Here is a 25189-nt window from a genome sequence, read left to right on the forward strand (position 1 = left end):
ACGATCGCCGCCTGACGGCCGGCCCCGCACCGGACGGCACCTCACCCATGGCCCGCAGAAGCTCCGCCCCGCCCTCCCCGCTGCCGCAGCGCGACGGGGTCGATCCGGTGCGCGTCCGCCTGCCCGCGGGCGGCCCCGGCTCCACGGTGGGCGAGCACCTGCGGCTACGGCTGGCGGCGGGGCCCGGGGTGATCGACGCGATGTTCGCCGAGGGGGCGATCGTCGGCGCGGACGGGCGTCCGGTGGATCCGTCCACCCCCTACCGGGCCGGTCTGCACGTCTGGTTCCACCGGGAGCCGCCGCCCGAGGAACCGGTGCCGTTCCCGGTAAAGGTGGTCTACCGCGACGAGCACGTCGTGGTCGCCGACAAGCCGCACTTCCTGGCGACGACGCCGCGCGGCGCCCATGTCGCCGAGACCGCGCTGGCCCGGCTGCGGCGCGACCTGGGCATCCCCACGCTGACCGCTGCGCACCGGCTGGACCGGCTGACCGCGGGCCTGGTGCTCTTCACCGTGCGGCCCGGGGAACGCGGCGCCTACCAGGCGCTGTTCCGCGACCGGCGGATCGCCAAGGAGTACGAGGCGATCGCTCCGTTTGATCCCTCGCTGGAGCTGCCCCGGGTGGTGCGCAGCCGTCTGGTGAAGGAGCGCGGCTCGCTGACCGCCCGGGAGGTCGAGGGCGAGCCGAACGCGGTGAGCCGGGTGGAGCTGGTGGAGCGGCGCGGGAGCCTGGGCCGGTACCGGCTGCTGCCGGAGACGGGGCAGACCCACCAGCTGCGCGTCCACCTGTGCGCGCTGGGGGTGCCGATCCTCTGGGACCCGCTGTACCCCGTGGTGGCTCCGGAGGCCGCCCGCGGCGACTTCTCCCGGCCGCTGCAGCTGCTGGCCCGCGAGCTGCGCTTCACCGACCCGGTGACAGGGCTGCGCCACGTGTTCCGCAGCGGGCGCGAGCTGGAGGGCCTGCCCTCGCAGCCCGCGCCCCCGGGGCGGGGCGGTCAGCCCACCGAGGAGTAGGCGACCACGCCGCGCAGCAGCGCGTCGACGGCTCTGCGGGCCGTCCTCGGCACGGTCGACCCCTCGGAGGGGGCCGCCGCGGCGATCTGGCCGAGCACGTCGATGACCTGCTTGCACCAGCGCACGAAGTCGCCGGCCGGCATCTCCGCCTCGCGCAGCACCTCGTCCAGCCCCTTGTCGGAGGCCCACATGTAGGCCGCCCAGGCGAAGCCGAGGTCCGGCTGGCGCTGGCCCACGCCCTCGGTCTGCCGGATGCGGAAGTCCTCCTCCAGGGCGTCGAGCCGGCCCCAGATGCGGACCGTCTCGTCCAGCGCGGCCTTGGCCTTGCCGCTGGGCACCTTGGGCGCCATGGCGTCGTCACCGGCGCGGGACTCGTAGACCAGCGCGGAGACGCAGGCCGCGAGCTCGGCCGGCTGGAGCCCCTCCCAGACGCCGGCCCGCAGGCACTCGCTGGAGAGCAGGTCCAGCTCGCCGTACAGGCGCGCCAGCCTCCTGCCGTGCTCGGTGACCTCGTTGCCGCGCAGGTAGTCCAGCTCGGTCAGCAGGGCGACGATCCGGTCGAAGGTGCGGGCGATGGTGTTGGTCCGGCCCTCGATCCGCCGCTCGAGCTGGGAGGTGTCGCGCATCAGCCGGTGGTACCGCTCGGCCCACCGGGCGTGGTCCTCGCGGTCGTCACAGCCGTGGCAGGGGTGCGCCCGCAGGGCGGTGCGCAGCCGCTTGATCTCGCGGTCGTCGGCGGCCTCGGCGCGGCGCTTGCGGTGCCGCTCGGGCGCGATGTGGCCGGCCTTGGTGCGCAGCGCGGAGGCCAGGTCACGGCGCGACTGCGGGGAGCGGGCGTTGAACGACCGGGGGATGCGCATCCGGTCCAGCGCCTCCACCGGGACCGGGAAGTCCATCTCCGCCAGCCGCTTGACCTGGCGTTCGGCGGTGAGCACCAGCGGGCGCGGCCCGTCGTGCCGGTCGATCCCGCGGTGGCCGTCGGTCCGCCCGGCGGGCAGGCCCGGGTCGAGGACGAGGGCGAGTCCGGCGTACTTGCCGGTGGGCACGTGGATGATGTCGCCGGGCTTCAGCTTCTCCAGGGAGGCGGCCGCCTCGGCGCGGCGCACGTGGGCGCCCTGCCGGGCCAGCTCGTTCTCCCGGTCCTTCAGCTCGCGGCGCAGCCGGGCGTACTCGTCGAAGTCGCCCAGGTGGCAGGTCATGGCCTCCTTGTAGCCGGAGAGGCCCTCCTCGTTCTTCTGCACCTGCCGGGAGATCCCGACCACCGACTTGTCGGCCTGGAACTGGGCGAAGGAGGTCTCCAGCAGCTCGCGCGAGCGGTGCCGCCCGAACTGCTCGACCAGGTTGACGGCCATGTTGTACGAGGGCTTGAAGCTGGAGCGCAGCGGATAGGTGCGGGTGCCCGCGAGACCGGCCAGGTGCTCGGGGTTCATCGCGCGCTGCCACAGGACCACGGCGTGGCCCTCGACGTCGATGCCGCGACGGCCGGCCCGGCCGGTGAGCTGGGTGTACTCGCCGGGGGTGATGTCGGCGTGGGTCTCGCCGTTCCACTTGACCAGCTTCTCCAGCACCACGGAACGGGCGGGCATGTTGATGCCCAGCGCCAGCGTCTCGGTGGCGAAGACCGCCTTGACCAGGCCGCGGACGAAGAGCTCCTCGACGACCTCCTTGAAGCTCGGCAGCATGCCGGCGTGGTGGGCGGCGATGCCGCGCTCGAGGCCTTCCAGCCACTCGTAGTAGCCGAGGACGTGCAGGTCCTCGGCCGGGATGGAGGCGGTGCGCTCCTCGACCAGGTCGCGGACCTTCTGGCGGGCCTCGTCGTCGTTGAGCCGCAGCCCGGCGTAGAGGCACTGCTGGACGGCGGCCTCGCAGCCGGCCCGGCTGAAGATGAAGGTGATCGCGGGGAGCAGGCCTTCGGCGTCCAGGCGCTCGATGACCTCCGCCCGGCTGGGCGTCCAGACGCGGGAGCGTGAACGCCGCTCGCGCTCCCGGTCGGCCTCGCGCATCATCTTGCCGCGGCGGCGCTCCTGGTAGGACGGGCGGGCGGCCTCCAGCCGGGCCATCCGGGTCAGGTCCGGGTTGACGGCCTTGCGGCTGCCCTCGGCCTCCTCGAACAGGTCGTACATCCGGCGGCCGGCCAGCACGTGCTGGAACAGCGGCACGGGGCGGTGCTCGGAGACGATCACCTGGGTGTCGCCGCGCACGGTGTCCAGCCAGTCGCCGAACTCCTCGGCGTTGGAGACGGTCGCGGAGAGGGAGACCAGGGTGACGGACTCCGGGAGGTGGATGATCACTTCCTCCCAGACCGCGCCGCGGAAGCGGTCGGAGAGGTAGTGCACCTCGTCCATCACCACGTAGCCGAGGCCGAGCAGGGTCTGCGACCCGGCGTACAGCATGTTCCGCAGCACCTCGGTGGTCATCACGACCACCGGGGCGTCGGAGTTCACGCTGTTGTCACCGGTGAGCAGGCCGACCTTGTCGGCGCCGTAGCGGCGGCACAGGTCGGAGTACTTCTGGTTGGAGAGCGCCTTGATGGGCGTGGTGTAGAAACACTTCTTGCCCTGTTCCAGGGCGAGGTGGACGGCGAACTCGCCGACGATCGTCTTGCCGGAGCCGGTGGGGGCCGCGACCAGCACGCCCTTGCCGGCCTCCAGCGCCGTGCAGGCCTCTATCTGGAACGGGTCGAGGCCGAAGTCGTACATCTCGCGGAACGCGCCGAGTGCCGTGGCTTGCTCCGAGGCGCGCCTGCGGGCTGCCGCGTACCGCTCGGCGGGAGAGAGATCCTCTGTCATCGTACGTTCGAGCGTACCCGTCGGCGCCGACAACCGAACGATCTTTTGCGGGGCCCTTCGGCGACCCGGCGCGCGCGGCGCGTCATGTCCGGCCTTCGGCGGCCGCCGCCCGCACGGCCGCCGCCCGCCTCGGGCAGGCGTCAGGCGGCTCCCGCCACCCGCACCGCGCCGGGGACGCACTCCGCGGTGATCGGCAGCGGGCCGAGCCGCTCGCCGTCGACGTAGGCGGTCAGCCCCGGCGCCGTCAACTCGACCCGCGAGGCGCGGTAGGTGGTGACGACGGGGTGGTCGACGTGCGTCCCCTTGTAGACGCGGGGGAAGACCTTGAGCAGTGTGGTGCGGCTGCAGCCGCCGACGACGGTGACGTCGAAGAGCCCGTCGCGCAGGTCGGCGCCGGGGCAGATGCGCATGCCGCCGCCGTAGGAGGAGCCGTTGCCGACGGCGACCAGGGTCGCCTCGACGTCGCGCGTCGCGCCCCCGTCAAGGGTGAGCCGGTAGGGCAGCGGCTTGAAGGCGGCGAGTTCGGCGACGATCGCCAGGTCGTAGCGGAAACGGCCGACCGGAAGCCTCATCCGGTTGCCGCGGTCGTTGACCCGCGAGTCGAACCCGGTGGCGATCACGGTGCCGAACCAGCGTCCGTTCACCCGGCCCAGGTCGACCGCGGTGAACCGGGACTCCTTCAGCGCGCCGGCGATCCGCCGCGCCGCTGCCGCCGGGTCGCGCAGCGGGAGGCCGAGGGCGCCCGCGAAGTCGTTGCCGGTGCCGACCGCCACCACGCCGAGGGGGGTGTCGGTGCCGGCCACGGCCTGCAGGGCGAGGTGGACCAGCCCGTCGCCGCCGACGGCCACCAGGGCGCCCGTGCCGCCGGCCACGGCCTCGCGGGCCCGGGCCAGCGCGTCGTCGGCGTCGAGGCCGACGATGGTGCGGACGGAGAATCCCGCGTCCCGGAACGCCGACGCGGCCGGCTGCGCCGCGTGGGCGCCCCGGCCGCGTCCCGCGGTGGGGTTGACGAAGAGCACTATCTCGCTGGTCACGGCGGCACCTTACGAGGTCCGCGTACCGGAGGGGAGCCCGGTCAGGTCACGTCGTCGTAACCGTTGATCCGGTCGGGCCGGTCCGTGCGCCCGCCGTCGGCCTGCTCGGGGAGCATCGGCGCCGCGGCGACCGGTTCCACCGCCTCGACCGGCTCGGGCGTCAGGTCCAGCTCGGAGGCCTCGTCGTCCGCCGGTCCCAGCGCGTCGCGGCGCGTGCGGCGCCGGTCGTTGACCAGGGCGATCCCGGACGCGGCGAAGTACAGGACCCAGATGGGACCCGCGAGCGCCAGCATGGAGATCGGGTCGGTGCTGGGCGTGGCGATCGCCGCGAAGAGCGTGATGCCGAGGATCATGCCCCGCCACCAGCCGGCGATCTTCTTGCCGGAGAGCACCCCGCCGAAGTTGAGCATCACCAGCAGGAGCGGCAGCTCGAAGGAGAGGCCGAACACGATGACCATGCGCATGATCAGCTGGAGGAGGTCGTCCAGCGGCAGCTGGTTGTCGCTGCCGATGATCGAGAACTCCAGCATGACCGACGCCATCTTGGGCAGCGACCAGTAGGCGAAGTAGCCGCCCATGGTGAAGAGCGGGAACCCGGCCGCCACGAAGGCGTACGCGTACCGCTTCTCGTGGCGGTGCAGGCCCGGGGCGAGGAAGCCCCAGAGCTGGTACAGCCACACCGGCGAGGCGAGCACCACACCGGACGTCAGGGCGACCGTGAGGGCGAGCGTGAACGGGCTCAGCAGACCGTTCTGCACGATCCGCGCGCACGTCGTCTCGTTGGTGTTCTCCGCGAGCTCCGCGAAGCTGTAGTCGCAGCCGACCGCGTCGAGGACAGGATCCGTGAAGAACTGGATGATGTCCTTGTAGAAGAAGGCGGCGACGACCGTGGCGACGACGATGGCCAGCAGGGACTTGACGAGCCGGTTGCGCAGCTCACGGAGGTGTTCCGCGAGGGGCATCCGCCCCTCGGGGTCCCTCTCCTGTTTGCGGGCAGACTTGAGCAACCCACGTCCTCATCTCGTGCGGCGGACCGGAGCCTCGGGCTCCGGTCCGGACGTCAGCGCTTGGTCGTGTCGGTCGGCTCGGCCACCGGACGCGAGCTGGTCACGTCACCGGGGGCGGCCTGGATGACACGCGGCGCCGGCTCCTCGGAGGCGGGCGGACCTGCGGGGGCCGCCTCGTCCTTCTTGCCCTCTTCCTTCATCGCCTTGGCCTCGCTCTTGAGGATGCGGGCGGACTTGCCGAGGGACCGAGCCATGTCCGGCAGCTTCTTGGCGCCGAACAGCAGCAGGATGACGACGAGGATCAGAATGATCTCGGTAGGTCCGAGCCGTCCCATAAGTCTTTACCTTCTCACCGAGGCCAGTGGGGGTGTGTGGCTTTCGGGGCGGACGCGCGTCCTGCCTCCGTAAGCGATCGTAACGTCCGGGCATGAACGACAGGCGTCCCGCGGACGTACTCCCGGTCACACGAGCCGATGCCTCGTTCCCCGGCCCGCGAAGATGCAGCGTACCTGGCGCCGCCCCCGCTCGAACAGGGTCGGTCAGGTCGGTCACACCGGGTTTCCGGACCGTCGGCGCTCACCGGGACGGGGGTTCCCACAGGTGAGCGCCGCGACCGGTTCACAGGTTCCCGGCCGCCCGGGCGGTGCGTTCCGCGGCCTGTTCGAGGTCCGCCGAGGCCAGGGCGATCCGGCGGGCCGAGGCCTCGACCTGCGTCCCCAGCCGCCGGGCCTCGACGAACACCCGTACGGCCAGCACGCCGAGCACGGCGGTGCCGAGGAAACCGAGGGCGACGGCGAGCATCGCCCAGAACATCGCACCGGACATGGCAGGAGCCTACGCGCCCGCCGGCGCGGCGCCCGCACCGGCGGGGTCGGCCGGTGCGGCAGGACCACCGGCAACGGCGGAACCGGCCGCGCCCAGCGCCTGCGCGGCGTCGAACAGGCCCTCGCCGCCGCCCTCGCCGTAGGCGGCCAGCGCCTCGCCGGCCGCGCGACGCGCGCTCTCCGCGAGCTCCACCGGGGCGACGATCCGCCCGTCGGGGCCCAGCCGCAGCGCCAGGCGGCGCAGCGACTCGGGCGCGGGGGTGCGGATGGTGACCCGCAGCCCGCCGTCGGGCAGCTCCTCGGCGGCCTCGTGCGGGTAGTACTCGGCGACCCAGCGGCCGGCCGGGCCGACCTCGACCACGACCTCCGGGTCGTCGGCGGAGGGCTGGACCAGTCCGGCGGACAGGTCGCGCGGCTCGATCCGCGGCGGCTCGGAGGGCTCGTCGAGGATGCGGATCTCGGCGACCCGGTCCAGCCGGAAGGTGCGGCGCGCCTCGGAGCGGCGGCACCACGCCTCGACGTAGGTGTGGCCGACGCTGACCAGGCGGATCGGGTCGATCTCCCGCTCGCTGACCTCGTCGCGGGCGGGCGACCAGTAGCGGATCCACAGCCGGCGGCCCTCGGAGATGGCCCGGTCGACGTCGGCGAAGACGCCGCCCTCGGACTCGAAGGTCACCGACAGGCGGGAGCTGGCCTCAGCGCTCTCGCCGGCGGCTGCCTCCACCTTGGCGGTGGCGCGCAGCAGTGCCTGCCGGTCGCCCTCCCGCAGACCGGGCAGGGTGGCGACGGCGCGCGCGGCGACCAGCAGGGCGGTGGCCTCGTCGGAGGCGAGCCGCAGGGGCTGCGCGGCCTCGGCGCCCAGCGCGGCCGGGTTGTGCCACCAGATGCGCTCGCCGTCGGTGTCGATGTCGAGCAGGTCGCCGCCGCGGAAGCTGGTGCCGCACATGGGCAGCAGCTCGAGGTCGGCGATCAGCTCGTCCCCGCTGACGCCGAAGGCGCGGGCCACGTCGGCGACCCGGGCGCCGGGGCGCTCGCGCAGGTAGGTGACCAGGGAGAGCATCCGGCGGGTCTGGTCGATGGCGTTGGCGGGACGGTTCCCCCGGCTGGTCGTCATGCTCGCCTTCCCCTCGTCGATACGGCCCGCGTCGATGTCGTCGATGTCTGCGTCTCGCTCATCGCCGGCGCCCCTCAGCCCTTGGCCACGGCGCGCAGCCGGTCGATCACGTCGGCCCGCAGCTCGGCCGGCTCCAGGGCCACCACGTCGGGCCCGAACTCGACCAGCAGGGCGTCGAGGCCGTGACCGTACGGGATCTCGACCTCGTCCCAGTCGCCGTCGAGCGGGCGGACGGCGGTGGCGCGGGCGCGCAGCGGGTAGCCGCAGCCGGCCCGGAGCCGGATCAGCGCGGAGCGCTCGGCGCTCTCCCCCGCCCAGCGGGCCACCGTCTCGCGGACGCGGACGACGTCGGGGACCTCGGCGGTGAACGCTCCGGCGCGGGTGCGGACCTTGCCGGTGATGCGGGAGAGGCGGAAGACCCGCTCGGCGCCGCGGTCGCGGTCCCAGCCGGCCAGGTACCAGTGGCCGCGCCAGCATTCGAGCGCCCAGGGCTCGACCTGACGTGGCTCGGGGGCCGCGGCGGTGGCCTTGCGGTAGTCGAAGACGACCGGGCGGCGGTCGCGGCAGGCCAGCATCAGCGGCTCGAAGGCGGCCTCGTGGACGGGGATGCGCGGCTCGAGGGCGCCGTGGGCGGCGTACGGGTCGACGTCCTCGGGCAGTCCGGCGGCGCGCAGCTTCTGCAGGGCGCCGCTGGCCGCGCCGGCGAGCCGGGCCTGCTGCCAGACGCTGGCGGCCAGGCCGAGGGCGGCGGCCTCCTCGGCGTCCAGTGTGATCGGCGGCAGCTGGTTGGAGTCGTGGCGGGCGAGGTAGCCGACCTCGCCGTCGAGGTTCTCGACGGTCTCGATGACCAGTCCGAGCTCCCGCAGGTCGTCCTTGTCCCGCTCGAACATCCGGTTGAACGACTCGTCGGTGGTGGCCTCCATGTAGGCCTCCAGGGACGCGCGCAGTTCACGCTTGCTGAGCGGGCGCCGGGTGCCCAGCAGGCACAGTGCCAGGTTCATCAGCCGCTCTGCCTTGGCAATCGCCATCGACGACCTACGCCCTCTCCCTCGTCACTTCAGACGGACGACCGTACCGCTCCGGAGGGCCGGTGGGGAAATTCCGCGGGCCTGCGGAAGGGCCCGCGGAATCGGCACAGGGTCCGCGCCCTGACGGACGCGGACCCTGCGGAACCCACTGTGATCGTTTCCGATCACGCACCGACCGCCCGAGGGCGGCCGCGGATCAGACCGAGACCAGGTCGCAGACGAAGATCAGCGTCTCGCCGGGGCCGATGGCGCGGCCCGCGCCGCGGTCGCCGTACGCCAGGTGCGGCGGGATGATCAGCTGGCGGCGGCCGCCGACCTTCATGCCCTGCACGCCCTTGTCCCAGCCGCTGATGACCTGACCGATGCCGAGCTGGAAGCGCAGCGGGGTGCCGCGGTTCCAGGAGGAGTCGAACTCCTCGCCGGAGGAGAAGGACACGCCGACGTAGTGGACGGAGACGACGTCGCCCGCCTTGGCCTCCTCGCCGTCGCCCTCCCAGATGTCCTTGATCTCGAGGTCCGCCGGCGGCTCGCCGCCCGGGAAGTCGACCTCGGGCTTCTCGATGCTCACGAATCTGTCTCCTGCTGATGGACGAAAAGATGCAACCGGATCAGTCTCCCATCCCGGGCGTCACATCTTCGCCAGCAGGTCCACGGTGAAGACGAGCGTCGAGTCCTTCTTGATGGGGCTGCCCTGCGGCGGGTTGTCGCCGTAGCCGAGGTCCGGCGGGATGACGATCAGGACGCGGCTGCCGACCTTCTTGCCGGCCAGGCCCTGCGCCCAGCCGGGCACGACCTGCTGAAGCGAGAACGAGGTCAGCTCGCCGCGGCTGTAGGTGGAGTCGAACTCCTTGCCGTCGGCCCACAGCACGCCCTTGTACTGGACGAGGACGGTGCTGTCCTGGGCCACCTCGGGGCCGTCGCCCTCGAGGACGTACTCGGAGACCAGCTTCTTCGGCGGGTCGCTCTTGGGAACCTCGAGCGAGGGGGCCTTGCCGTCGGTGTTGGTGCCGACCTTCGGCAGCGCGGCGTCGGAGGAGGCCACCTTCTTCCCGTCGGCGGAGCTGCGGGAGTTGAAGGTGTTCTCGATGTCCACCACGAACACCAGGGTGTCGTCGCCCTTGATGCCGGCCTGCTCGTTGCCCTGCTCCCCGTAGCCCCAGGTGGGCGGGACGGCCATCATCACGCGGCTGCCGGTCTTCTTGCCGGCCAGCCCGTAACGCCAGCCGTCGATGATGCCGCCCTGCGCGAGCTGGATGAGGATCGGCGTCCTGCGGTCGTAGGAGTTGTCGAAGACCTTGGCGTCGTCCCAGGTCTGGCCGAGGTACTGCGCCTGGATGAAGTCCTTCTCGGCGACCGTGCGGCCGTTGCCGGCGATCAGCGTGCGCACGGCGAGGTCCTTCGACGGCTCCCCGTTGCCCTTGGCCACCGTCGGCTTCTCCCCGAAGGCCGTGCCGCTGGTGATCTTCGGGAGCGGACCGTCGACGATCTTCGGCGACGGCGCCGGGGTGGGGGACTGCGGGGACGGCTTGCCGGACGGGTCCGCCTCCTTGTCCGACGAGTCGGAGCCACAGGCGGAGAGGGTGGCCAGTCCCGCGGGAACGGCCAGGAGGAGTGAGCGTCGGCGCACGATGGGGGCCTCTATCGATCGATCTTCGAGTTGGCTTCGCGCGTCACTCTACGGCGTTCGGGCCCCACGGCCCCCGAACGAGCACGCGGGGGCCGCGGATCGGATCCGCGGCCCCCGCGTGCGGTGCGGCCGTCGCTCGCCGGTGCGGCCGCACCCGGCGCTCACATGCCGGCGATCAGCTTCTCCACCCGGTCGTCGACCGAGCGGAACGGGTCCTTGCACAGGACCGTCCGCTGGGCCTGGTCGTTGAGCTTGAGGTGGACCCAGTCCACCGTGAAGTCGCGGCGCTGTTCCTGGGCCCGCTTGATGAAGTCACCGCGCAGCCGGGCCCGCGTGGTCTGCGGCGGCACCGACTTGCCCTCGAAGATCTTGACGTCGTTGCAGATCCGCTTGGCCTGGCCGTTGCGCTCCAGCAGGTAGTAGAGGCCGCGGCGGCGGTGGATGTCGTGGTAGGCGAGGTCTATCTGGGCGACCCGCGGGTTCGACATGGTCATGTTGTGCTTGGCGCGGTAGCGCTCCAGCAGCTTGTACTTGATCACCCAGTCGATCTCGGTGGCGACCCGGTCCAGGTCCTCCTCCTCGATCGCGTCCAGGGTGCGGCCCCACAGCTCCAGGACCTGCTCGACGACGCCGGTGCGGATGCCCCGCCGGTCGACGAACTCGCAGGCCTTCTCGTAGTACTCGCGCTGCACCTCGAGGGCCGAGGCCTCCCGGCCGCTGGCCAGGCGCACCTTGCGGCGGCCGGTGAGGTCGTGGCTGACCTCGCGGATGGCCCGGATCGGGTTCTCCAGGGTGAGGTCGCGCATGACCGTGCCGGCCTCGATCATGCGCAGCACCAGGTCGGTGGCCCCGACCTTGAGCAGCATGGTCGTCTCCGACATGTTGGAGTCGCCGACGATCACGTGGAGCCGGCGGTAGCGCTCGGCGTCCGCGTGCGGCTCGTCCCGGGTGTTGATGATGGGCCTCGAGCGGGTGGTCGCCGAGGAGACGCCCTCCCAGATGTGCTCGGCGCGCTGGCTGACGCAGTACACCGCGCCGCGCGGGGTCTGGAGGACCTTGCCCGCGCCGCAGAGCAGCTGCCGGGTGACCAGGAACGGGATGAGGATGTCCGCCAGCCGGGAGAACTCGCCGTGCCGGGCCACCAGATAGTTCTCGTGGCAGCCGTACGAGTTGCCGGCCGAATCGGTGTTGTTCTTGAAGAGATAGACGTCGCCCGCGATTCCCTCCTCGTGCAGGCGGCGTTCCGCGTCGACGAGAAGTCCTTCGAGAATGCGCTCGCCGGCCTTGTCGTGGGTGACGAGCTCCGTCACGTTGTCGCATTCGGGTGTTGCGTATTCCGGATGCGAACCCACGTCGAGATAGAGGCGGGCGCCGTTTCGCAGAAACACGTTGCTGCTGCGGCCCCATGACACGACACGCCGGAAGAGGTACCGCGCCACCTCGTCAGGCGACAGACGGCGCTGTCCCCTGAACGTGCACGTGACGCCGTACTCGTTCTCCAGCCCGAAAATGCGGCGGTCCATGTCTGAACATTACGCCCGATCACCCGAGCTGAAACGGGGTTCGACGGTCCGATTCGGATCATTTTCCGATCCGGCGGCGACTCTCCCGAGATTTCGCGGCCTGGCGAGGACGCCGCGGGAGGCGAGCAGGACCACCAGCGACACCGTTCCGGCGACGGCCGGGACGGCGAAACCGGCGCGGGTGCCCAGCCTCTCCAGGACCGGTCCGGCCACGCCGGTGCCGACCGAGGAGCCGACGGTGAAGGTGGTGACCAGCCAGGAGAACGCCTCGGTGACCGTGCCGCGCGGGGCGTGCCGGTCCACCAGGACGAAGGCGCAGGCGATGGTGGGCGCCAGGAACACGCCGGCCAGCGCGGCCAGCAGGGTCATCGGCGTGGGGCCGGGCATGGCGATCAGCGGGGCGTAGCCGAGGGCGAGGGCGGCCACCAGGCCCTTCAGGCGGCGCTCGGGGGCCCCGGCCCACTCACGGGCGCCGTAGAGCCCGCCTCCGACCAGCGCGCCGAAGCCGAGGGCGGCGAGCAGGACGGCGTACACGACGTCGCCGTCGGGTCCGGTGCGGTCGGCGTAGGCGGCCGCGGCGACGGTGATGGAGCCCAGGGCGATGCCGACGAAGAACAGCGCGCCCAGCAGGACCAGCAGCCCGCCCGAGCGCAGGGCGCCCAGCCAGTGCGCCTCACGGGGTGCGGACCGCCAGGCCCGCGAGGGCGGCGAGAGGACCACGGACAGGGCGCCGAGCACGCCGATCGCGTTCAGCGCCAGCAGCGCGGCCATCGGCGACCACACGGCCACGAAGAGGGAGACCAGCAGGGGGCCGACGGTGAACATCACCTCCTGGGCCACCGCGTCCATGGCGTAGGCGGTGTGGATCTGGTCGTCGCGGCGCAGCACGGAGGGCCACAGCGCGCGCAGCCCGCCCTCGAGCGGCGGGGTGAACAGGCCGGCGCCGGCCGTGGCCAGGTAGGCGACGGGCAGCGGGTCGAGGCCGGTGACGGCGAAGACGGCCATCGACGCGGCGGCCAGCACGGCGGCGGGCAACTGTACCCGCGGCTGGCCGTGCAGGTCGACCAGGCGGCCGAGCACCGGCTGGCCGACCGCGTTGGCGAGGCCGTACACGGCGGCCAGCACGCCGGCCAGGCTGTAGGAGCCGCCCTCGGCCCGGACGAACAGGACGATGGCGATGGCCGAGGTGGCGTTGGGCAGCCGGCCCACCAGGGTTCCGGTCAGCAGACGCGCGGCATGCCGGGCCTTGAGGATCTCCAGGTACCGCGAAAACATGCAGCGCCCTCCGTTTTACGTATAACTTGGATGTCATACGTAGCATGTTCGACGTCCTGTAGTCCAGACCGGAGAAGCGCCGACGATGCCCTCACCAGGCAAGACCCGCCCCACGAGCCGGGACGTGGCCCGAGTCGCCGGCGTCTCGCAGGCCTCCGTCTCCCTCGTCCTGGGCGACAAGTGGCACGGCCGGATCTCCGCGCCCACCGCGGAGCGGGTCCGCGAGGCGGCCCGCACCCTCGGCTACCGGCCCAACCTGGCGGCGCGCAACCTGCGCACCGGCAGCGCCCGGACGGTCCTGCTGGTGGTCCCCTCGCTGACCACGCACTTCTTCGCGGGGGTGCACACCGGCGCCGCCCGGGTGGCCGCCGCGCACGGGTTCTCCATCGTGCTGTACCCGTCCCCGGCCGGCGTGGGCACGGCGCGCGACCCCTTCGCCTCGGCCCCGGCGGCGCTGGACGGCGTGCTGGCCTCCTCCATGGCCGCCCCGGCGCTCACCGTGCTGCGCGGCGACCGGCTGCCGCTGGTGATGCTGGACAGCGAGCCCGACGCCGCCCCGGGCACCGCGACGGTCAACCTGGACATCGCCGACGGCGTCCGCCAGGTGGCCGACCACCTGCTGGGCCTGGGCCACCGGCGCATCCTGCACCTGCGGGCCGACGTGCCCTCCTGGACCTTCGCGCAGCGGGCCCACGCGCTCCGGGAGCGGCTCGCCGCCGTGCCGGGCGCCACGCTGGTGACCGCGGCCTCCTCGATCACCGCCGACCACGGCCGCGCCGCCGTGGAGAGCGCGCTGACCGCCCCCGGGCCCCGGCCGACCGCGGTGGTCTGCGACGACGACATGCTCGCGGTGGGCGCCTACAAGGCGGCCCGCCGGCTGGGACTGCGGGTGCCGCGCGACCTCTCGGTCACCGGGGTGGACGACCAGGTGCTCGCCAGGGCGCTGGAACCGGAGCTCACCACCGTGCGGCTGGACGCGGAGCTGACCGGCGAGCGCGGCATGGAGGCCCTGCTGTCGGTGATCGAGGGCCGCGCCCCGGTGACCCACGACATCCCGGTGGAGCTGGTCGTCCGCGGCTCGACGGCGCCCCCGCCCCGGACATGACGGTGCCGCGCGGTCACGGCGCACTGCCGTCACCACGCGGCACGGTCACATCCTCCGGCCGGGCCACCCGGACCGGGTCACTCCTCGGAGGCGTCCTCCGGGTCCTCGCTCTTCCCGGCGTCCGTCGCCGTGGTGCCGCCCTCGCCGGCGCCGGTGAGCAGCCGCTCCAGGCGCGGTCCGGTGATCCGGCGGAACTTCCTGCGCTGCGGCCGGGTGCGGTCCAGCACGGCCACCTCGAGGCGCTCGGCGGGGATCTCCCGCTCCGAGCCGCTGGTGTCCCGGGAGAGGGCCTGCACGGCCAGCTTGAGCGCCTCGGCGAGAGTCATGCCCTCCCGGTGGCGCTGGTCCAGGTAGGAGCTGATCTGCTCGGCGTTGCCGCCGACCGCGACCGAGCCGTGCTCGTCCACGATCGAGCCGTCGTGCGGCAGCCGGTAGATCTGGTCGCCCTCGGGGACCTCCCCGACCTCGGCCACCACCAGCTCGACCTCGTAGGGCTTCTCCCCCGCGCTGGAGAAGATGGTGCCCAGCGTCTGCGCGTACACGTTGGCCAGGCCGCGCGCGGTCACGTCGCCCCGGTCGTAGGTGTAGCCGCGCAGGTCCGCGTAGCGGACGCCGCCGATGCGGAGGTTCTCGTACTCGTTGTACTTGCCCGCCGCGGCGAAACCGATCCGGTCGTAGATCTCGCTGAACTTGTGCAGCGCGCGGGACGGGTTCTCACCGACGAAGACGATGCCGTCGGCGTACTGCAGCACGACCAGACTGCGGCCGCGCGCGATGCCCTTGCGGGCGTATTCCGCCCGGTCCGCCATCGCCTGCTGGGGTGAGACATAGAACGGCGTCGACACCGGTTATCCGTCCCTTTCCGTCGATTCCGTCGAAGAGTCTGTAGGGGTCACAGGGCTCGTCCTGATGGTCCGTGGGTTCGCGACGGGCCGTCAGAGCAGCGCGGCGCGGGGGCCGTCGGGCTCCTCGAGCCGGCGGTCCAGGACCGCGCGGGCGATGCCCGAGGACTCCTGGTCCGTCAGACGACGGAACCCGTCCTCGGTGATCACCGTGACGATCGGGAAGATCCGGCGGGCCATGTCGGGGCCGCCGGTCGCCGAGTCGTCGTCGGCCGCGTCGTACAGGGCCTGGACGACCAGGGTGGTGGCCTGTTCCTCCGTCAGGTCCTCGCGGTAGAGCTTCTTCATCGAGCCGCGCGCGAACAGCGAGCCGGAGCCGGTGGCCGCGAAGCCCGCCTGCTCGTCGGAGCGGCCGCCCGTGACGTCGTACGAGAAGATCCGGCCCTTGCGGCGGTCGAGGTCGTACCCCGCGAACAGCGGCACCACGGCCAGGCCCTGCATGGCCATGCCGAGGTTGGAACGGATCATCGTCGACAGCCGGTTGGCCTTGCCCTCCAGCGAGAGCTGGGCGCCCTCGACCTTCTCGAAGTGCTCCAGCTCCAGCTGGAACAGCTTCACCATCTCCACGGCGAGACCGGCGGTGCCGGCGATGCCCACCGCGGAGTACTCGTCGGCCGGGAACACCTTCTCGATGTCGCGCTGCGCGATCACGTTGCCCATGGTGGCGCGCCGGTCACCGGCCAGCACGACGCCGCCGGGGAACGTCGCGGCCACGATGGTGGTGCCGTGCGGCGCCTCGATCACGCCCTGGGTGGGCGGCAACTGCCGCATCCCGGGCAGCATGTCCGGCTGGTGTCCCGCCAGGAAGTCCATGAAGGAGGAGGATCCCGGAGTCAGGAAGGCGGCCGGCAGTCGCCCGGTGTCACGAGTGTTGGCTTCCACGCAATTCCTTCCGAAGAACACGGCTTCAGAACGCGGCTTCCGCGCCGCGGTCGCCTCACACCTGCGCGGTCGGCAAGCTGAAGCACAGTTGTGTCACGGACCCTACCCGCACGGCGGCGATGATCCACCTCCGAACGGCGAAGCACGGGGGCCACCCAGGAGCAGTCCCCGTGCTTCGGCACTGTGCCTTCGCTTCGAAGGCCTGGCGGCCTTACTGGCCGCCCTTCTGGACGAACGAACGCACGAATTCCTCGGCATTGGACTCGAGCACGTCGTCGATCTCGTCGAGGACGGAGTCGACGTCGTCGCTCAGCGCCTCCTGCCGTTCCTTCAGGTCCTCGCTCGCCTGCGCGTCCTGCGCCTGCTCGTCGACCTCCTCGGTCGATCGCGTGGCCTTCTGCTGTCCGCCGCCGGTGTCCTTGGTCGCCATAACCCTCACCCCGCTCGGTTCGACGTTCTCGATCAGACCCTACAAGCAGGGTCCGACATCGACCCCACAGTTCCCACACACGGAGAAACCATCCCGATGATTCCCCCTCGGGACCCCTCCCACCCCGAAAACGGGGGTGGAAGATCACTCAGTTGTTGCCGCTCAGCACCTTGACCAGGTCCTCGGCCGTCCGGCAGCGGTCCAGGAGCTCCTTGACGTGCGCCCGGGTGCCGCGCAGCGGCTCCAGGGTGGGCACCCGTTGCAGCGAGTCACGGCCCGGCAGGTCGAAGATCACCGAGTCCCAGGAGGCGGCCGCCACGTCGTCCGCGTACTGCTCCAGGCAGCGGCCGCGGAAGTAGGCCCTGGTGTCCTCAGGGGGCTGCGTGACGGCCCTGAGGACCTCCTGCTCGTCGAGCAGCCGCTTCATCCGGCCGCGGGCCGCCAGACGGTTGTACAGGCCCTTGTCGGGCCGCACGTCGGCGTACTGCAGGTCGACCAGGTGGAGCCGGGGGGCGTCCCAGTCCAGGGAGTCCCTGCGGCGGTAGCCCTCCATGAGCTCCCGCTTGGCTACCCAGTCCAGCTCGCCGGCCAGGCTCATCGGGTCCCGCTCGAGCCGCCCCAGGACGTCCTCCCAGCGGGTGAGCACGTCCTTGGTCTGGTCGTCGGCATCGGCCCCGAAACGTTCCTCGACGTACTTGCGGGCCAGCTCGTAGTACTCCATCTGGAGCTGCACCGCGGTCAGCCTGCGCCCGCTGCGCAACTCGACCAGCCGCTTGAGCGAGGGGTCGTGCGAGACCTGGTGCAGGGTGCGCACCGGCTGGTCCACGGCCAGGTCGACGGCGATGAAGCCGTCCTCGATCATGGACAGGACCAGGGAGGTGGTGCCGAGCTTGAGGTAGGTGGAGATCTCGGACAGGTTGGCGTCGCCGATGATCACGTGCAGGCGGCGGTACCTCTCCGCGTCCGCGTGCGGCTCGTCGCGGGTGTTGATGATGGGCCGCTTGAGGGTGGTCTCCAGCCCCACCTCGACCTCGAAGTAGTCCGCCCGCTGGCTCAGCTGGAAGCCGTGCTCGTTGCCGTCCTGGCCGATGCCGACCCGGCCGGCGCCCGCGAAGACCTGGCGGGAGACGAAGAAGGGCGTCAGGTGGCGCACGATGTCCGAGAAGGCGGTCTCCCGCTTCATCAGGTAGTTCTCGTGCGTCCCGTAGGAGGCGCCCTTGTTGTCGGTGTTGTTCTTGTAGAGGTGGATGGGCTGCGCGCCGGGCAGCTGGGCGGCCCGCTCGGCCGCCTCGGCCATGATCCGCTCGCCGGCCTTGTCCCACAGCACGGCGTCCAGCGGGTTGGTGACCTCCGGGGAGCTGTACTCGGGGTGGGCGTGGTCCACGTAGAGCCGGGCGCCGTTGGTCAGGATCACGTTGGCGAGGCCGATGTCCTCGTCGGTGAGCTGGCTGGAGTCGGCGACCTCCCGCGCCAGGTCGAAGCCTCGCGCGTCCCGCAGCGGGTTCTCCTCCTCGAAGTCCCAGCGGGCCCGGCGGGCCCGGTGCATCGCCGCCGCGTAGGCGTTGACGATCTGGGACGAGGTGAGCATGGCATTGGCGTTGGGGTGGCCGGGAACGGAGATCCCGTACTCCGTCTCGATCCCCATCACTCGCCGTACGGTCATGCGGCCCTCCTTGCCCGGCGGCGCCCTCGGTCGGGGGCGGCCCTGAAGTACCACCCGTGCTCCGGCGCAGGTCGCGTTCCGGTCGGCCCGCTGCGGCGGAGCGGCGGTACCGGAAAGCCTAGAACGCCACCGCGCCGGCGGGGAGATCATTTGCCTCTTCGCCACGCCCGCCGCGCCCGGCCGGGCGAGTGCCCGGCGGGACGCGGCGGGAGTGAAAGGCGGCCGCGGACGCCCCTACGGGCACCCGCGGCCGCCCCCTTCTCGCTACAGGTACTGACCGGTGTTGGCCACCGTGTCGATGGACCGTCCGGTGTCCGCGCCCTGCTTCCCGGTGATCAGGGTGCGGATGTACACGATCCGCTCGCCCTTCTTGCCGGAGATCCGGGCCCAGTCGTCCGGGTTGGTCGTGTTGGGCAGGTCCTCGTTCTCCTTGAACTCGTCCACGCACGCCTGGAGGAGGTGGGAGACCCGAAGGCCCTTCTGGTTCTTGTCCAGGAAGTCCTTGATCGCCATCTTCTTGGCCCGGCCCACGATGTTCTCGATCATGGCTCCGGAGTTGAAGTCCTTGAAGTACAGGACCTCCTTGTCGCCGTTGGCGTAGGTGACCTCCAGGAAGCGGTTCTCCTCGGACTCCGCGTACATGTGCTCCACCGCGGACTGGATCATGGCCTGGACCGTGGCGGACCTGTCGCTGCCGTGCTCGGTCAGGTCGTCCCCGTGCAGCGGCAGGCGCTCGGTGAGGTACTTGCCGAAGATGTCCTTGGCCGCCTCGGCGTCCGGACGCTCGATCTTGATCTTCACGTCGAGCCGGCCGGGACGCAGGATGGCCGGGTCGATCATGTCCTCGCGGTTGGAGGCGCCGATCACGACCACGTTCTGCAGGCCCTCGACGCCGTCGATCTCGGCGAGGAGCTGCGGGACGATGGTGTTCTCCACGTCCGAGCTGACGCCGGAACCACGGGTGCGGAAGAGGGACTCCATCTCGTCGAAGAAGACGATGACGGGCGTGCCCTCGCTGGCCTTCTCCCGGGCCCGCTGGAAGACCAGGCGGATCTGCCGCTCGGTCTCGCCGACGTACTTGTTGAGCAGCTCGGGGCCCTTGATGTTGAGGAAGAAGCTCTTGCCCGCCGCCTGGCCGGTGACCTCGGCGACCTTCTTGGCCAGCGAGTTCGCCACCGCCTTGGCGATGAGCGTCTTGCCGCATCCGGGCGGGCCGTAGAGCAGGACGCCCTTGGGCGGGCGCAGCTCGTGCTCCTTGAACAGGTCGGGGTAGAGGTAGGGGAGCTCGACCGCGTCCCGGATCGCCTCGATCTGGCCGCCGAGGCCGCCGATCTGGTCGTAGCCGATGTCGGGGACCTCTTCGAGGACCAGCTCCTCGACCTCGCTCTTGGGCACGACCTCGTAGACGTACCCGGAGCGGGGCTCGAGCAGCAGGGCGTCGCCGGCCCGGATGGTGACGTCGAGCAGCGGTTCGGCGAGCCGGACCACCTTCTCCTCGTCGGTGTGCCCGATCACCAGGGCCCGCTCGCCGTCCTCCAGGACCTCCTTGAGGGTGACGATCTCGCCGACGCGCTCGAACTGCATGGCCTCGACCACGTTGAGCGCCTCGTTGAGCATCACCTCCTGGCCGCGCCGGAGTTCTTCGAGGTCGATGCTGGGACTGACGTTCACCCGGAGCTTGCGGCCGCCGGTGAAGATGTCGGCGGTGCCGTCCTCGTTCGCCGCGAGGAACACTCCGAACCCGGCCGGCGGCTGCGCGAGCCGGTCGACCTCCTCCTTGAGGGCCACGATCTGGTCGCGGGCCTCACGAAGGGTGCCGGCCAGCCGCTCGTTCTGCGCGGACACGCCGGCCAGATTGGTCTGCAGCTCGACGATCCGCTCTTCGAGAAGCCTCGTGTGTCGCGGAGAGTCGGCGAGCTTGCGTCGCAGGACGGCGATCTCCTGCTCAAGGTAGGCGATCTGCCCGGCCGGGTCCTCGGACCCTCGACCCGGGCGGATGCCGCGGTTCATGTCGTCGTCGTGGGCTGCCACGGTCCTCACCTCCTCCAAGGGGAGCTGGACGCTTCCAGACCCTACCTGGGCGGGTGTCGATTGAAACCCTAGATCACAAACACCGTCGTAAGGTGTCCGATCTTCACCCTTGCGCTCTCCCTCACTGCCAGGGAGATACCCAAGGAACACGGATCGAAAGCAGTGAACATCAACGGCTGTGACCGGGCGGCGGACCGGCGGGGCTCAGACCTGTTCGGTCGCCTCCGGCGACCCGCGGTGGAACGCGCCGTCGGCCCAGCGCCAGTTGACGTCCTCCTCGACGTCCGGGCAGCAACTGGGCACCTCCGCCGAGGAGTACCCGAGCGCGGTGGCCTCGACCTGTCCGTCCCGCACCGTGAGGGCGGTGACGGTGCGGCGCTCCTTGGGCTCCACCAGCGTGGCGACCAGCCGCGGCTTGCCGGTGTCGGCCGCACGGGTGATGACGTAGACGGCGTCGGGCGGCGTCCCCATCGCGCTGTCGCAGTGCACCGCGGCGACGGTCTCCGGGCTGCCGTCGCCGTCGAGGTCGCCGGCCGCCTTCCGGGCCACCACGGGCTCGGCGACCTCGCCGCACTCGAGCGGGAAGGACACGGCGTCCGCGTCGGGCGCGGGGCGGGCCGGGGCGGCGGGCGCGGCGGCCACCGCCTTGCCGTCCCGGGGCTGCGCCGCGGTGGCGTGGCCGGGCTGCACCAGGGAGGACAGGGCCATCACGCCGGCCACGGCGGTGGCCGTGGCGAGCCAGTGGATGGGGCGGGGGGAGGCGTGCGCGTGTGCCAGTTCCGGGACGTCGGGATGCTGCACGAGTGGGTGTCTCCCGTGAGGGACGGTGCCGGTGGGATGGCTTGCATCGTGCCACACGTCACAGCCGCGCGGAACCGCGGGGGCGCCGTGTGCGCAGGTCTTCCACGGGGCGGCCACCCCGCGTCGACGTGCGGCGACGCACGACGGCGCCGCTCGGGGGGCCGCCAACAGCAGGGCGCACCTGTCGGGTTGCCGTGCGGGGCGCGGCAACCCGACAGGTGCGCCGGGGAGTTGCGGGGGCGTGCGGGCGAGGCCCGTGCGCCGGGGTGGGAGGTACGGCTAGCGGGAGCCGCCGTCGGCGTTGGGGCCGGCGTAGTCCTCGCCGTAGGCGCCCTTGGCGGGGCGGCGGCGGCGCATGGGCGGCTCGACGCCGTCCGCGAGTCGGCGGGCGGTGAGCAGGAAGCCGGTGTGGCCGATCATCCGGTGGTCCGGGCGGACCGCGAGGCCCTCGATGTGCCAGTTGCGGATCATCGACTCCCAGGCGGTCGGCTCGTTGAAGCAGCCGATCTCACGGATGGACTCGACGGTGCGGGCCAGCTGGGTGGTGGTGGCCACGTAGCAGCAGAGGATGCCGCCGGGGACGAGCGCCTTGGAGACGGCCTCCAGGCACTCCCAGGGGGCCAGCATGTCGAGGATGACCCGGTCGACCTCGGTGTCGCTGAGGTTGTCCTGGAGGTCGCCCACGGTGAGCTGCCAGGCGGGGTGCTCGCCTCCGAAGTAGCGCTCCACGTTCTGCTTCGCGATCTCGGCGAAGTCCTCGCGGCGCTCGTAGGAGTGGAGCATGCCCTGGTCGCCGATGGCGCGCAGCAGGAAGGAGCTGAGCGATCCCGAGCCGACGCCGGCCTCCACGACGCGGGCGCCGGGGAAGATGTCGGCGAAGGCGAGAATCTGCCCCGCGTCCTTGGGGTAGACCACGGCGGCGCCGCGGGGCATGGACAGGACGTAGTCGGGGAGCAGGGGGCGCAGCGCCAGATAGGCGACGTTCCCCGTGGTGCGGACAACGCTGCCCTCGGGGGCGCCGATCAGCTCGTCGTGCGGGAAGGAACCCTTGTGGGTGTGGAAGTTCTTTCCCGCTTCCAGCGTGAACGTGTAGTGGCGGCCCTTGGGGTCGGTCAGCTGAACCTGGTCCCCGACCTTGAAGGGCCCGCGCCTGCGGGCGGCACCGGTCGGTTCGGACATGTGACCAGCCTACCGGTCCGTGAAGGGTGTCCCGACCGGCCCGGTCGGCCGCGGCGGGACGGGCCGGTCGGCCGCGGCGGGACGGGCCGGTCAGCCGCGGCGGGCCATCGCCTTCACGAAGGCGTTCTCGACGTCGGCGGCGGACAGGACGCCGTAGATCGCGCCGGACTCCTCCACCACCAGGTACTCGGTGGCGGGGGCGGCGCGCAGGGTCTCCAGCAGCTCCTCGCCGCCCAGCTCGGCGGAGACCCGCATGCCCTCGGTGAGGTCGGTGGCCAGGGTGCTCACCGCGACCCAGGGGCGCCGGTGCTCGGGGACGCCGGCGATGCCGGTCTCGCGCACCAGGGACAGCGGCTCGCCCGCGGCGTCCACCACGACCAGGGCCCGGGCGCCGGCCTCGTTGGCGCGGCGCAGCGCCTCGGAGACGGGGGTGTCCGGCTGCACGGGGACGGCCCGGCGGGTCAGCGTGCGGGCGCGCAGCTCGGGCAGGCGCTCGCGCAGCCGGGCCATGCGCAGGCTGTTGCCCGCGCCGGTCCACATGATCGCGGCGACGATGGCGGCGAGCAGCGCGTCCAGGACGGTGTCCATGCCGTCGGTCTCGGCCTGGCCGACGGCGCCGGAACGGGTGAGCAGCGGGAAGCCGATGAGCACGGCGACGGCCAGCGCCCGGCCGGCCCAGGCCGCGGCGACGGTGCCGGCCATGGGCCTGCCGGTGATCTTCCAGACCACGGCGCGGAGCATCCGGCCGCCGTCCAGGGGCAGGCCGGGGAGCAGGTTGAAGGCGGCCACGATCAGGTTGGAGATCATCAGGCCGGCCAGCAGCACGCCGGGCACGGTGCCGGGCTCCACGGCGAACAGGGACAGGTAGAAGACGCCGGCCAGCACCAGGGAGAGCAGCGGGCCGACGAAGGCCAGCACGAACTCGCGGCCGGGGGTCTCGGACTCCTTGCCGATGTCGGAGTAACCGCCGAAGAACTGGAGCTGGATGCGGCGCACCGGCAGCTGGAAGCGGAGGGCGGCGACGGTGTGCGCCAGCTCGTGCACCAGCACGGAGGCGTAGAGGGCGACGGCGAAGAACAGCGAGACCAGGTACCGGGCGGCGCCGAGGTCGGGGAGGATCCGTTCGAGCTGGTTGCCGAAGACCCAGGTGATCAGCGCGGCGACGAGGAACCAGCTGGGCGAGACGTACACGGGTACGCCGAACGGGCGCCCCATCAGCAGTCCGCCGCGGGTCTCCTTCTCGTGGTCGTCCGGTCCGCCCTGCCGGCCCGCTCCCTCGGGGGCGGGGCCGTGGCCCTGGGCGAGCGTGCGGCCCGAGGGAGTGACCGGAGCCTCCGTGGGCGGCTCCTCCACCTTCGGCACCGCCCGCTCCTCCTCGCCGGACCGTTCCTTCCCGTCCGGGGTCACAGGCTCGGACTCGGCGTCGCGGGGCTGCGCGGGCTCGGCATCGCCCGACCCGGGTTCCTCGGGCCGGACATCTCCGGGGTCGGCCGGGGGCTGTTCCGGTGACGGATGCCCGGCGCCACCGGGCGTGTCCGCGCCGCCAGGCGTGTCCGCTCCGCCGGGCGTGTCCGCGCCACCGGGCGTGTCCGCGCCGCCGTCGGAGCCGTCGCGCTGCGCGGAGCCCTCCGCCTCACCCGTGTCCCGCGCGGTCGCGCCGGCGTCGGGCTCCTCGGGCAGCGGCGTGGGGGCGGGCTTCGCGGGCGGGACGGGCGGCGTGGCGTCGCCCTCGGGCCGCGGATCCTCGCTCGCGCCGCTCTGCTCCACGCCGTCAGTCCCCTCGATCGAAAAAGCGTCGCCCTCCACGCGCCCGCGTGCGGTGGAGCGGCTCGAGGTCGATGGTATGCGGCGGAGCCCGCTTCGCACGCCTTGGCACCCCCCTGAGCCTTTCCCCCTGTGACCGTGCCCATGTCCGTTCCGTGCCCCCGCTGTCCGCGCGGGGCCGTAAGGTCTGAGGCCATGGAGACCAGCACCGCCGACCCCGCCGGGACCCCGGACGACACCCCGGACGCCGCACCGGCGGCCACCCCGGACGCCGCGGCGGGGGCCGCCCCGGGGAACACGCCGGGCGCCGCCCCGGACGCCCCGGCCGGCCCCCGCGCCCCCGCGCCCCCGCGGTCGCTGTCCCCCTCGCGCGCCGCGGACTTCATGCGGTGCCCGCTGCTCTACCGCTTCCGGGTGATCGACCGGCTGCCGGAGAAGCCCAGCGAGGCGGCCACCCGCGGCACGCTGGTGCACGCGGTGCTGGAGCGCCTCTTCGACGCGCCCGCCGCCGAGCGGACCGCGCCCCGCGCCCGTGACCTGCTGCCCGGACAGTGGCAGCGGCTGCGCGAGAGCCGCCCCGAGGTCGCCGAGCTGTTCGCCGACGACCCCGACGGCGTCCGCCTCGCCCGCTGGCTGGAGGAGGCCGAGCGGCTGGTGGAGCGCTGGTTCACGCTGGAGGACCCGACCCGTCTGGAGCCGGTGGAGCGCGAGTTCACGGTGGAGACGGAGCTGGAGTCCGGTCTGCGGCTGCGCGGCATCATCGACCGGGTCGACGTGGCGCCCACCGGCGAGGTGCGGATCGTCGACTACAAGACCGGCAAGGCCCCCCGCCCGCAGTACGCGGAGGAGGCCCTGTTCCAGATGAAGTTCTACGCCCTGGTGGTGTGGCGGCTGAAGCGGGTGCTGCCGCGCCGGCTCCAGCTGGTCTACCTCGGCAGCGGCGACGTGGTGACGTACGACCCGGCCCCCGAGGATCTGCGGCGGGTGGAGCGCAAGCTGCTCGCGCTGTGGGAGGCGATCGCGCAGGCGACCGCGACCGGTGACTGGCGGCCGCGCCGCGGGAAACTGTGCGACTGGTGCGACCACCAGGCGCACTGCCCCGAGTTCGGCGGCACTCCCCCGCCGTACCCGCTGCCGGTCACCCTGCCCGCGCCCCGGCCGGGCACGGCAGAATGAGCCGGGCCGGCCGCCGGGGGAC

The 25189-nt window shown here is 72.3% G+C and carries 22 protein-coding genes; 3 read left to right on the forward strand and 19 right to left on the reverse strand.

What is annotated here, in order from left to right; all coding sequences use genetic code 11:
- Window positions 1-47: 47 nt before the first annotated feature.
- The gene (locus ABT026_RS05730) at window positions 48-1013 is read left to right on the forward strand and encodes a pseudouridine synthase (RefSeq protein WP_351112517.1); all 966 of its coding nucleotides are present in this window, start codon (window positions 48-50) and stop codon (window positions 1011-1013) included.
- Here ABT026_RS05730 and ABT026_RS05735 read toward each other — a convergent pair.
- The 11 genes from ABT026_RS05735 to ABT026_RS05785 form a co-directional block, all read right to left on the reverse strand.
- The gene (locus ABT026_RS05735; RefSeq protein ID WP_351112519.1) at window positions 995-3802 is read right to left on the reverse strand and encodes a DEAD/DEAH box helicase; all 2808 of its coding nucleotides are present in this window, start codon (window positions 3800-3802) and stop codon (window positions 995-997) included. The genes ABT026_RS05730 and ABT026_RS05735 overlap by 19 nt on opposite strands.
- Window positions 3803-3942: 140 nt before the next feature.
- Window positions 3943-4836 (reverse strand): diacylglycerol kinase, encoded by an 894-nt coding sequence (locus tag ABT026_RS05740; protein ID WP_351112521.1) that lies wholly within the window; start codon window positions 4834-4836, stop codon window positions 3943-3945.
- A gap of 41 nt (window positions 4837-4877) precedes the next feature.
- Window positions 4878-5843, reverse strand: coding sequence for a twin-arginine translocase subunit TatC (gene tatC / locus ABT026_RS05745; RefSeq protein ID WP_351112522.1), 966 nt, complete (start codon window positions 5841-5843; stop codon window positions 4878-4880).
- Window positions 5844-5896: 53 nt separating this feature from the next.
- Window positions 5897-6178: a Sec-independent protein translocase subunit TatA gene (tatA, locus tag ABT026_RS05750; RefSeq protein ID WP_351112524.1), complete on the reverse strand. Its 282-nt coding sequence runs from the start codon at window positions 6176-6178 to the stop codon at window positions 5897-5899.
- A 283-nt stretch (window positions 6179-6461) separates the two neighbouring features.
- The gene (locus ABT026_RS05755; RefSeq protein ID WP_351112775.1) at window positions 6462-6656 is read right to left on the reverse strand and encodes a hypothetical protein; all 195 of its coding nucleotides are present in this window, start codon (window positions 6654-6656) and stop codon (window positions 6462-6464) included.
- Between the two features lie 21 nt (window positions 6657-6677).
- Window positions 6678-7781 (reverse strand): helix-turn-helix transcriptional regulator, encoded by a 1104-nt coding sequence (locus ABT026_RS05760; protein ID WP_351112527.1) that lies wholly within the window; start codon window positions 7779-7781, stop codon window positions 6678-6680.
- Between the two features lie 74 nt (window positions 7782-7855).
- Window positions 7856-8809: a helix-turn-helix transcriptional regulator gene (locus ABT026_RS05765; RefSeq protein ID WP_351112529.1), complete on the reverse strand. Its 954-nt coding sequence runs from the start codon at window positions 8807-8809 to the stop codon at window positions 7856-7858.
- A 196-nt stretch (window positions 8810-9005) separates the two neighbouring features.
- Window positions 9006-9377 carry an FKBP-type peptidyl-prolyl cis-trans isomerase gene (locus ABT026_RS05770; protein ID WP_351112531.1) on the reverse strand — a complete coding sequence of 124 codons (372 nt, stop codon included), beginning with the start codon at window positions 9375-9377 and terminating at the stop codon, window positions 9006-9008.
- A gap of 60 nt (window positions 9378-9437) precedes the next feature.
- Window positions 9438-10436, reverse strand: a complete 999-nt coding sequence (locus tag ABT026_RS05775) for an FKBP-type peptidyl-prolyl cis-trans isomerase (protein WP_351112534.1) — start codon at window positions 10434-10436, stop codon at window positions 9438-9440.
- A gap of 161 nt (window positions 10437-10597) precedes the next feature.
- A complete protein-coding gene (gene pafA / locus ABT026_RS05780; protein ID WP_351112536.1) occupies window positions 10598-11959 on the reverse strand; it encodes a Pup--protein ligase in 1362 nt (453 codons plus the stop codon).
- A 9-nt stretch (window positions 11960-11968) separates the two neighbouring features.
- Window positions 11969-13234, reverse strand: coding sequence for an MFS transporter (locus tag ABT026_RS05785; RefSeq protein WP_351112538.1), 1266 nt, complete (start codon window positions 13232-13234; stop codon window positions 11969-11971).
- 85 nt (window positions 13235-13319) lie between these two features.
- On the opposite strand from ABT026_RS05785, the gene ABT026_RS05790 reads away from it, so the two are divergent.
- The gene (locus tag ABT026_RS05790; RefSeq protein ID WP_351112540.1) at window positions 13320-14339 is read left to right on the forward strand and encodes a LacI family DNA-binding transcriptional regulator; all 1020 of its coding nucleotides are present in this window, start codon (window positions 13320-13322) and stop codon (window positions 14337-14339) included.
- 77 nt (window positions 14340-14416) lie between these two features.
- On the opposite strand, the gene prcA is transcribed toward ABT026_RS05790, so the two are convergent.
- The 8 genes from prcA to ABT026_RS05830 form a co-directional block, all read right to left on the reverse strand.
- A complete protein-coding gene (gene prcA, locus ABT026_RS05795) occupies window positions 14417-15184 on the reverse strand; it encodes a proteasome subunit alpha (protein WP_351112542.1) in 768 nt (255 codons plus the stop codon).
- Window positions 15185-15274: 90 nt separating this feature from the next.
- A complete protein-coding gene (gene prcB, locus ABT026_RS05800; protein ID WP_351112544.1) occupies window positions 15275-16123 on the reverse strand; it encodes a proteasome subunit beta in 849 nt (282 codons plus the stop codon).
- A gap of 211 nt (window positions 16124-16334) precedes the next feature.
- Entirely contained in the window at window positions 16335-16553 is a 219-nt protein-coding gene (locus tag ABT026_RS05805) for a ubiquitin-like protein Pup (protein ID WP_108956145.1), read from the reverse strand.
- A gap of 148 nt (window positions 16554-16701) precedes the next feature.
- Window positions 16702-18216 carry a depupylase/deamidase Dop gene (gene dop, locus ABT026_RS05810; RefSeq protein WP_351112547.1) on the reverse strand — a complete coding sequence of 505 codons (1515 nt, stop codon included), beginning with the start codon at window positions 18214-18216 and terminating at the stop codon, window positions 16702-16704.
- A gap of 264 nt (window positions 18217-18480) precedes the next feature.
- On the reverse strand, window positions 18481-20247 hold the full coding sequence (gene arc / locus ABT026_RS05815; RefSeq protein ID WP_351112549.1) for a proteasome ATPase: 1767 nt from the start codon (window positions 20245-20247) through the stop codon (window positions 18481-18483).
- Window positions 20248-20451: 204 nt separating this feature from the next.
- Window positions 20452-21048, reverse strand: coding sequence for a hypothetical protein (locus ABT026_RS05820; protein ID WP_351112551.1), 597 nt, complete (start codon window positions 21046-21048; stop codon window positions 20452-20454).
- A gap of 279 nt (window positions 21049-21327) precedes the next feature.
- Window positions 21328-22227 (reverse strand): tRNA (adenine-N1)-methyltransferase, encoded by a 900-nt coding sequence (locus tag ABT026_RS05825; RefSeq protein WP_351112553.1) that lies wholly within the window; start codon window positions 22225-22227, stop codon window positions 21328-21330.
- 90 nt (window positions 22228-22317) lie between these two features.
- Entirely contained in the window at window positions 22318-23994 is a 1677-nt protein-coding gene (locus tag ABT026_RS05830; RefSeq protein ID WP_351112555.1) for a site-2 protease family protein, read from the reverse strand.
- A gap of 192 nt (window positions 23995-24186) precedes the next feature.
- Between ABT026_RS05830 and ABT026_RS05835 the strand changes: the two genes are divergently transcribed.
- Window positions 24187-25167 (forward strand): RecB family exonuclease, encoded by a 981-nt coding sequence (locus ABT026_RS05835; protein ID WP_351112558.1) that lies wholly within the window; start codon window positions 24187-24189, stop codon window positions 25165-25167.
- Window positions 25168-25189: the final 22 nt, after the last annotated feature.

The sequence above is a fragment of the Streptomyces sp. NPDC002734 genome (assembly GCF_040295685.1).
In the GTDB taxonomy this organism is placed as follows: Bacteria; Actinomycetota; Actinomycetes; order Streptomycetales; family Streptomycetaceae; genus Streptomyces.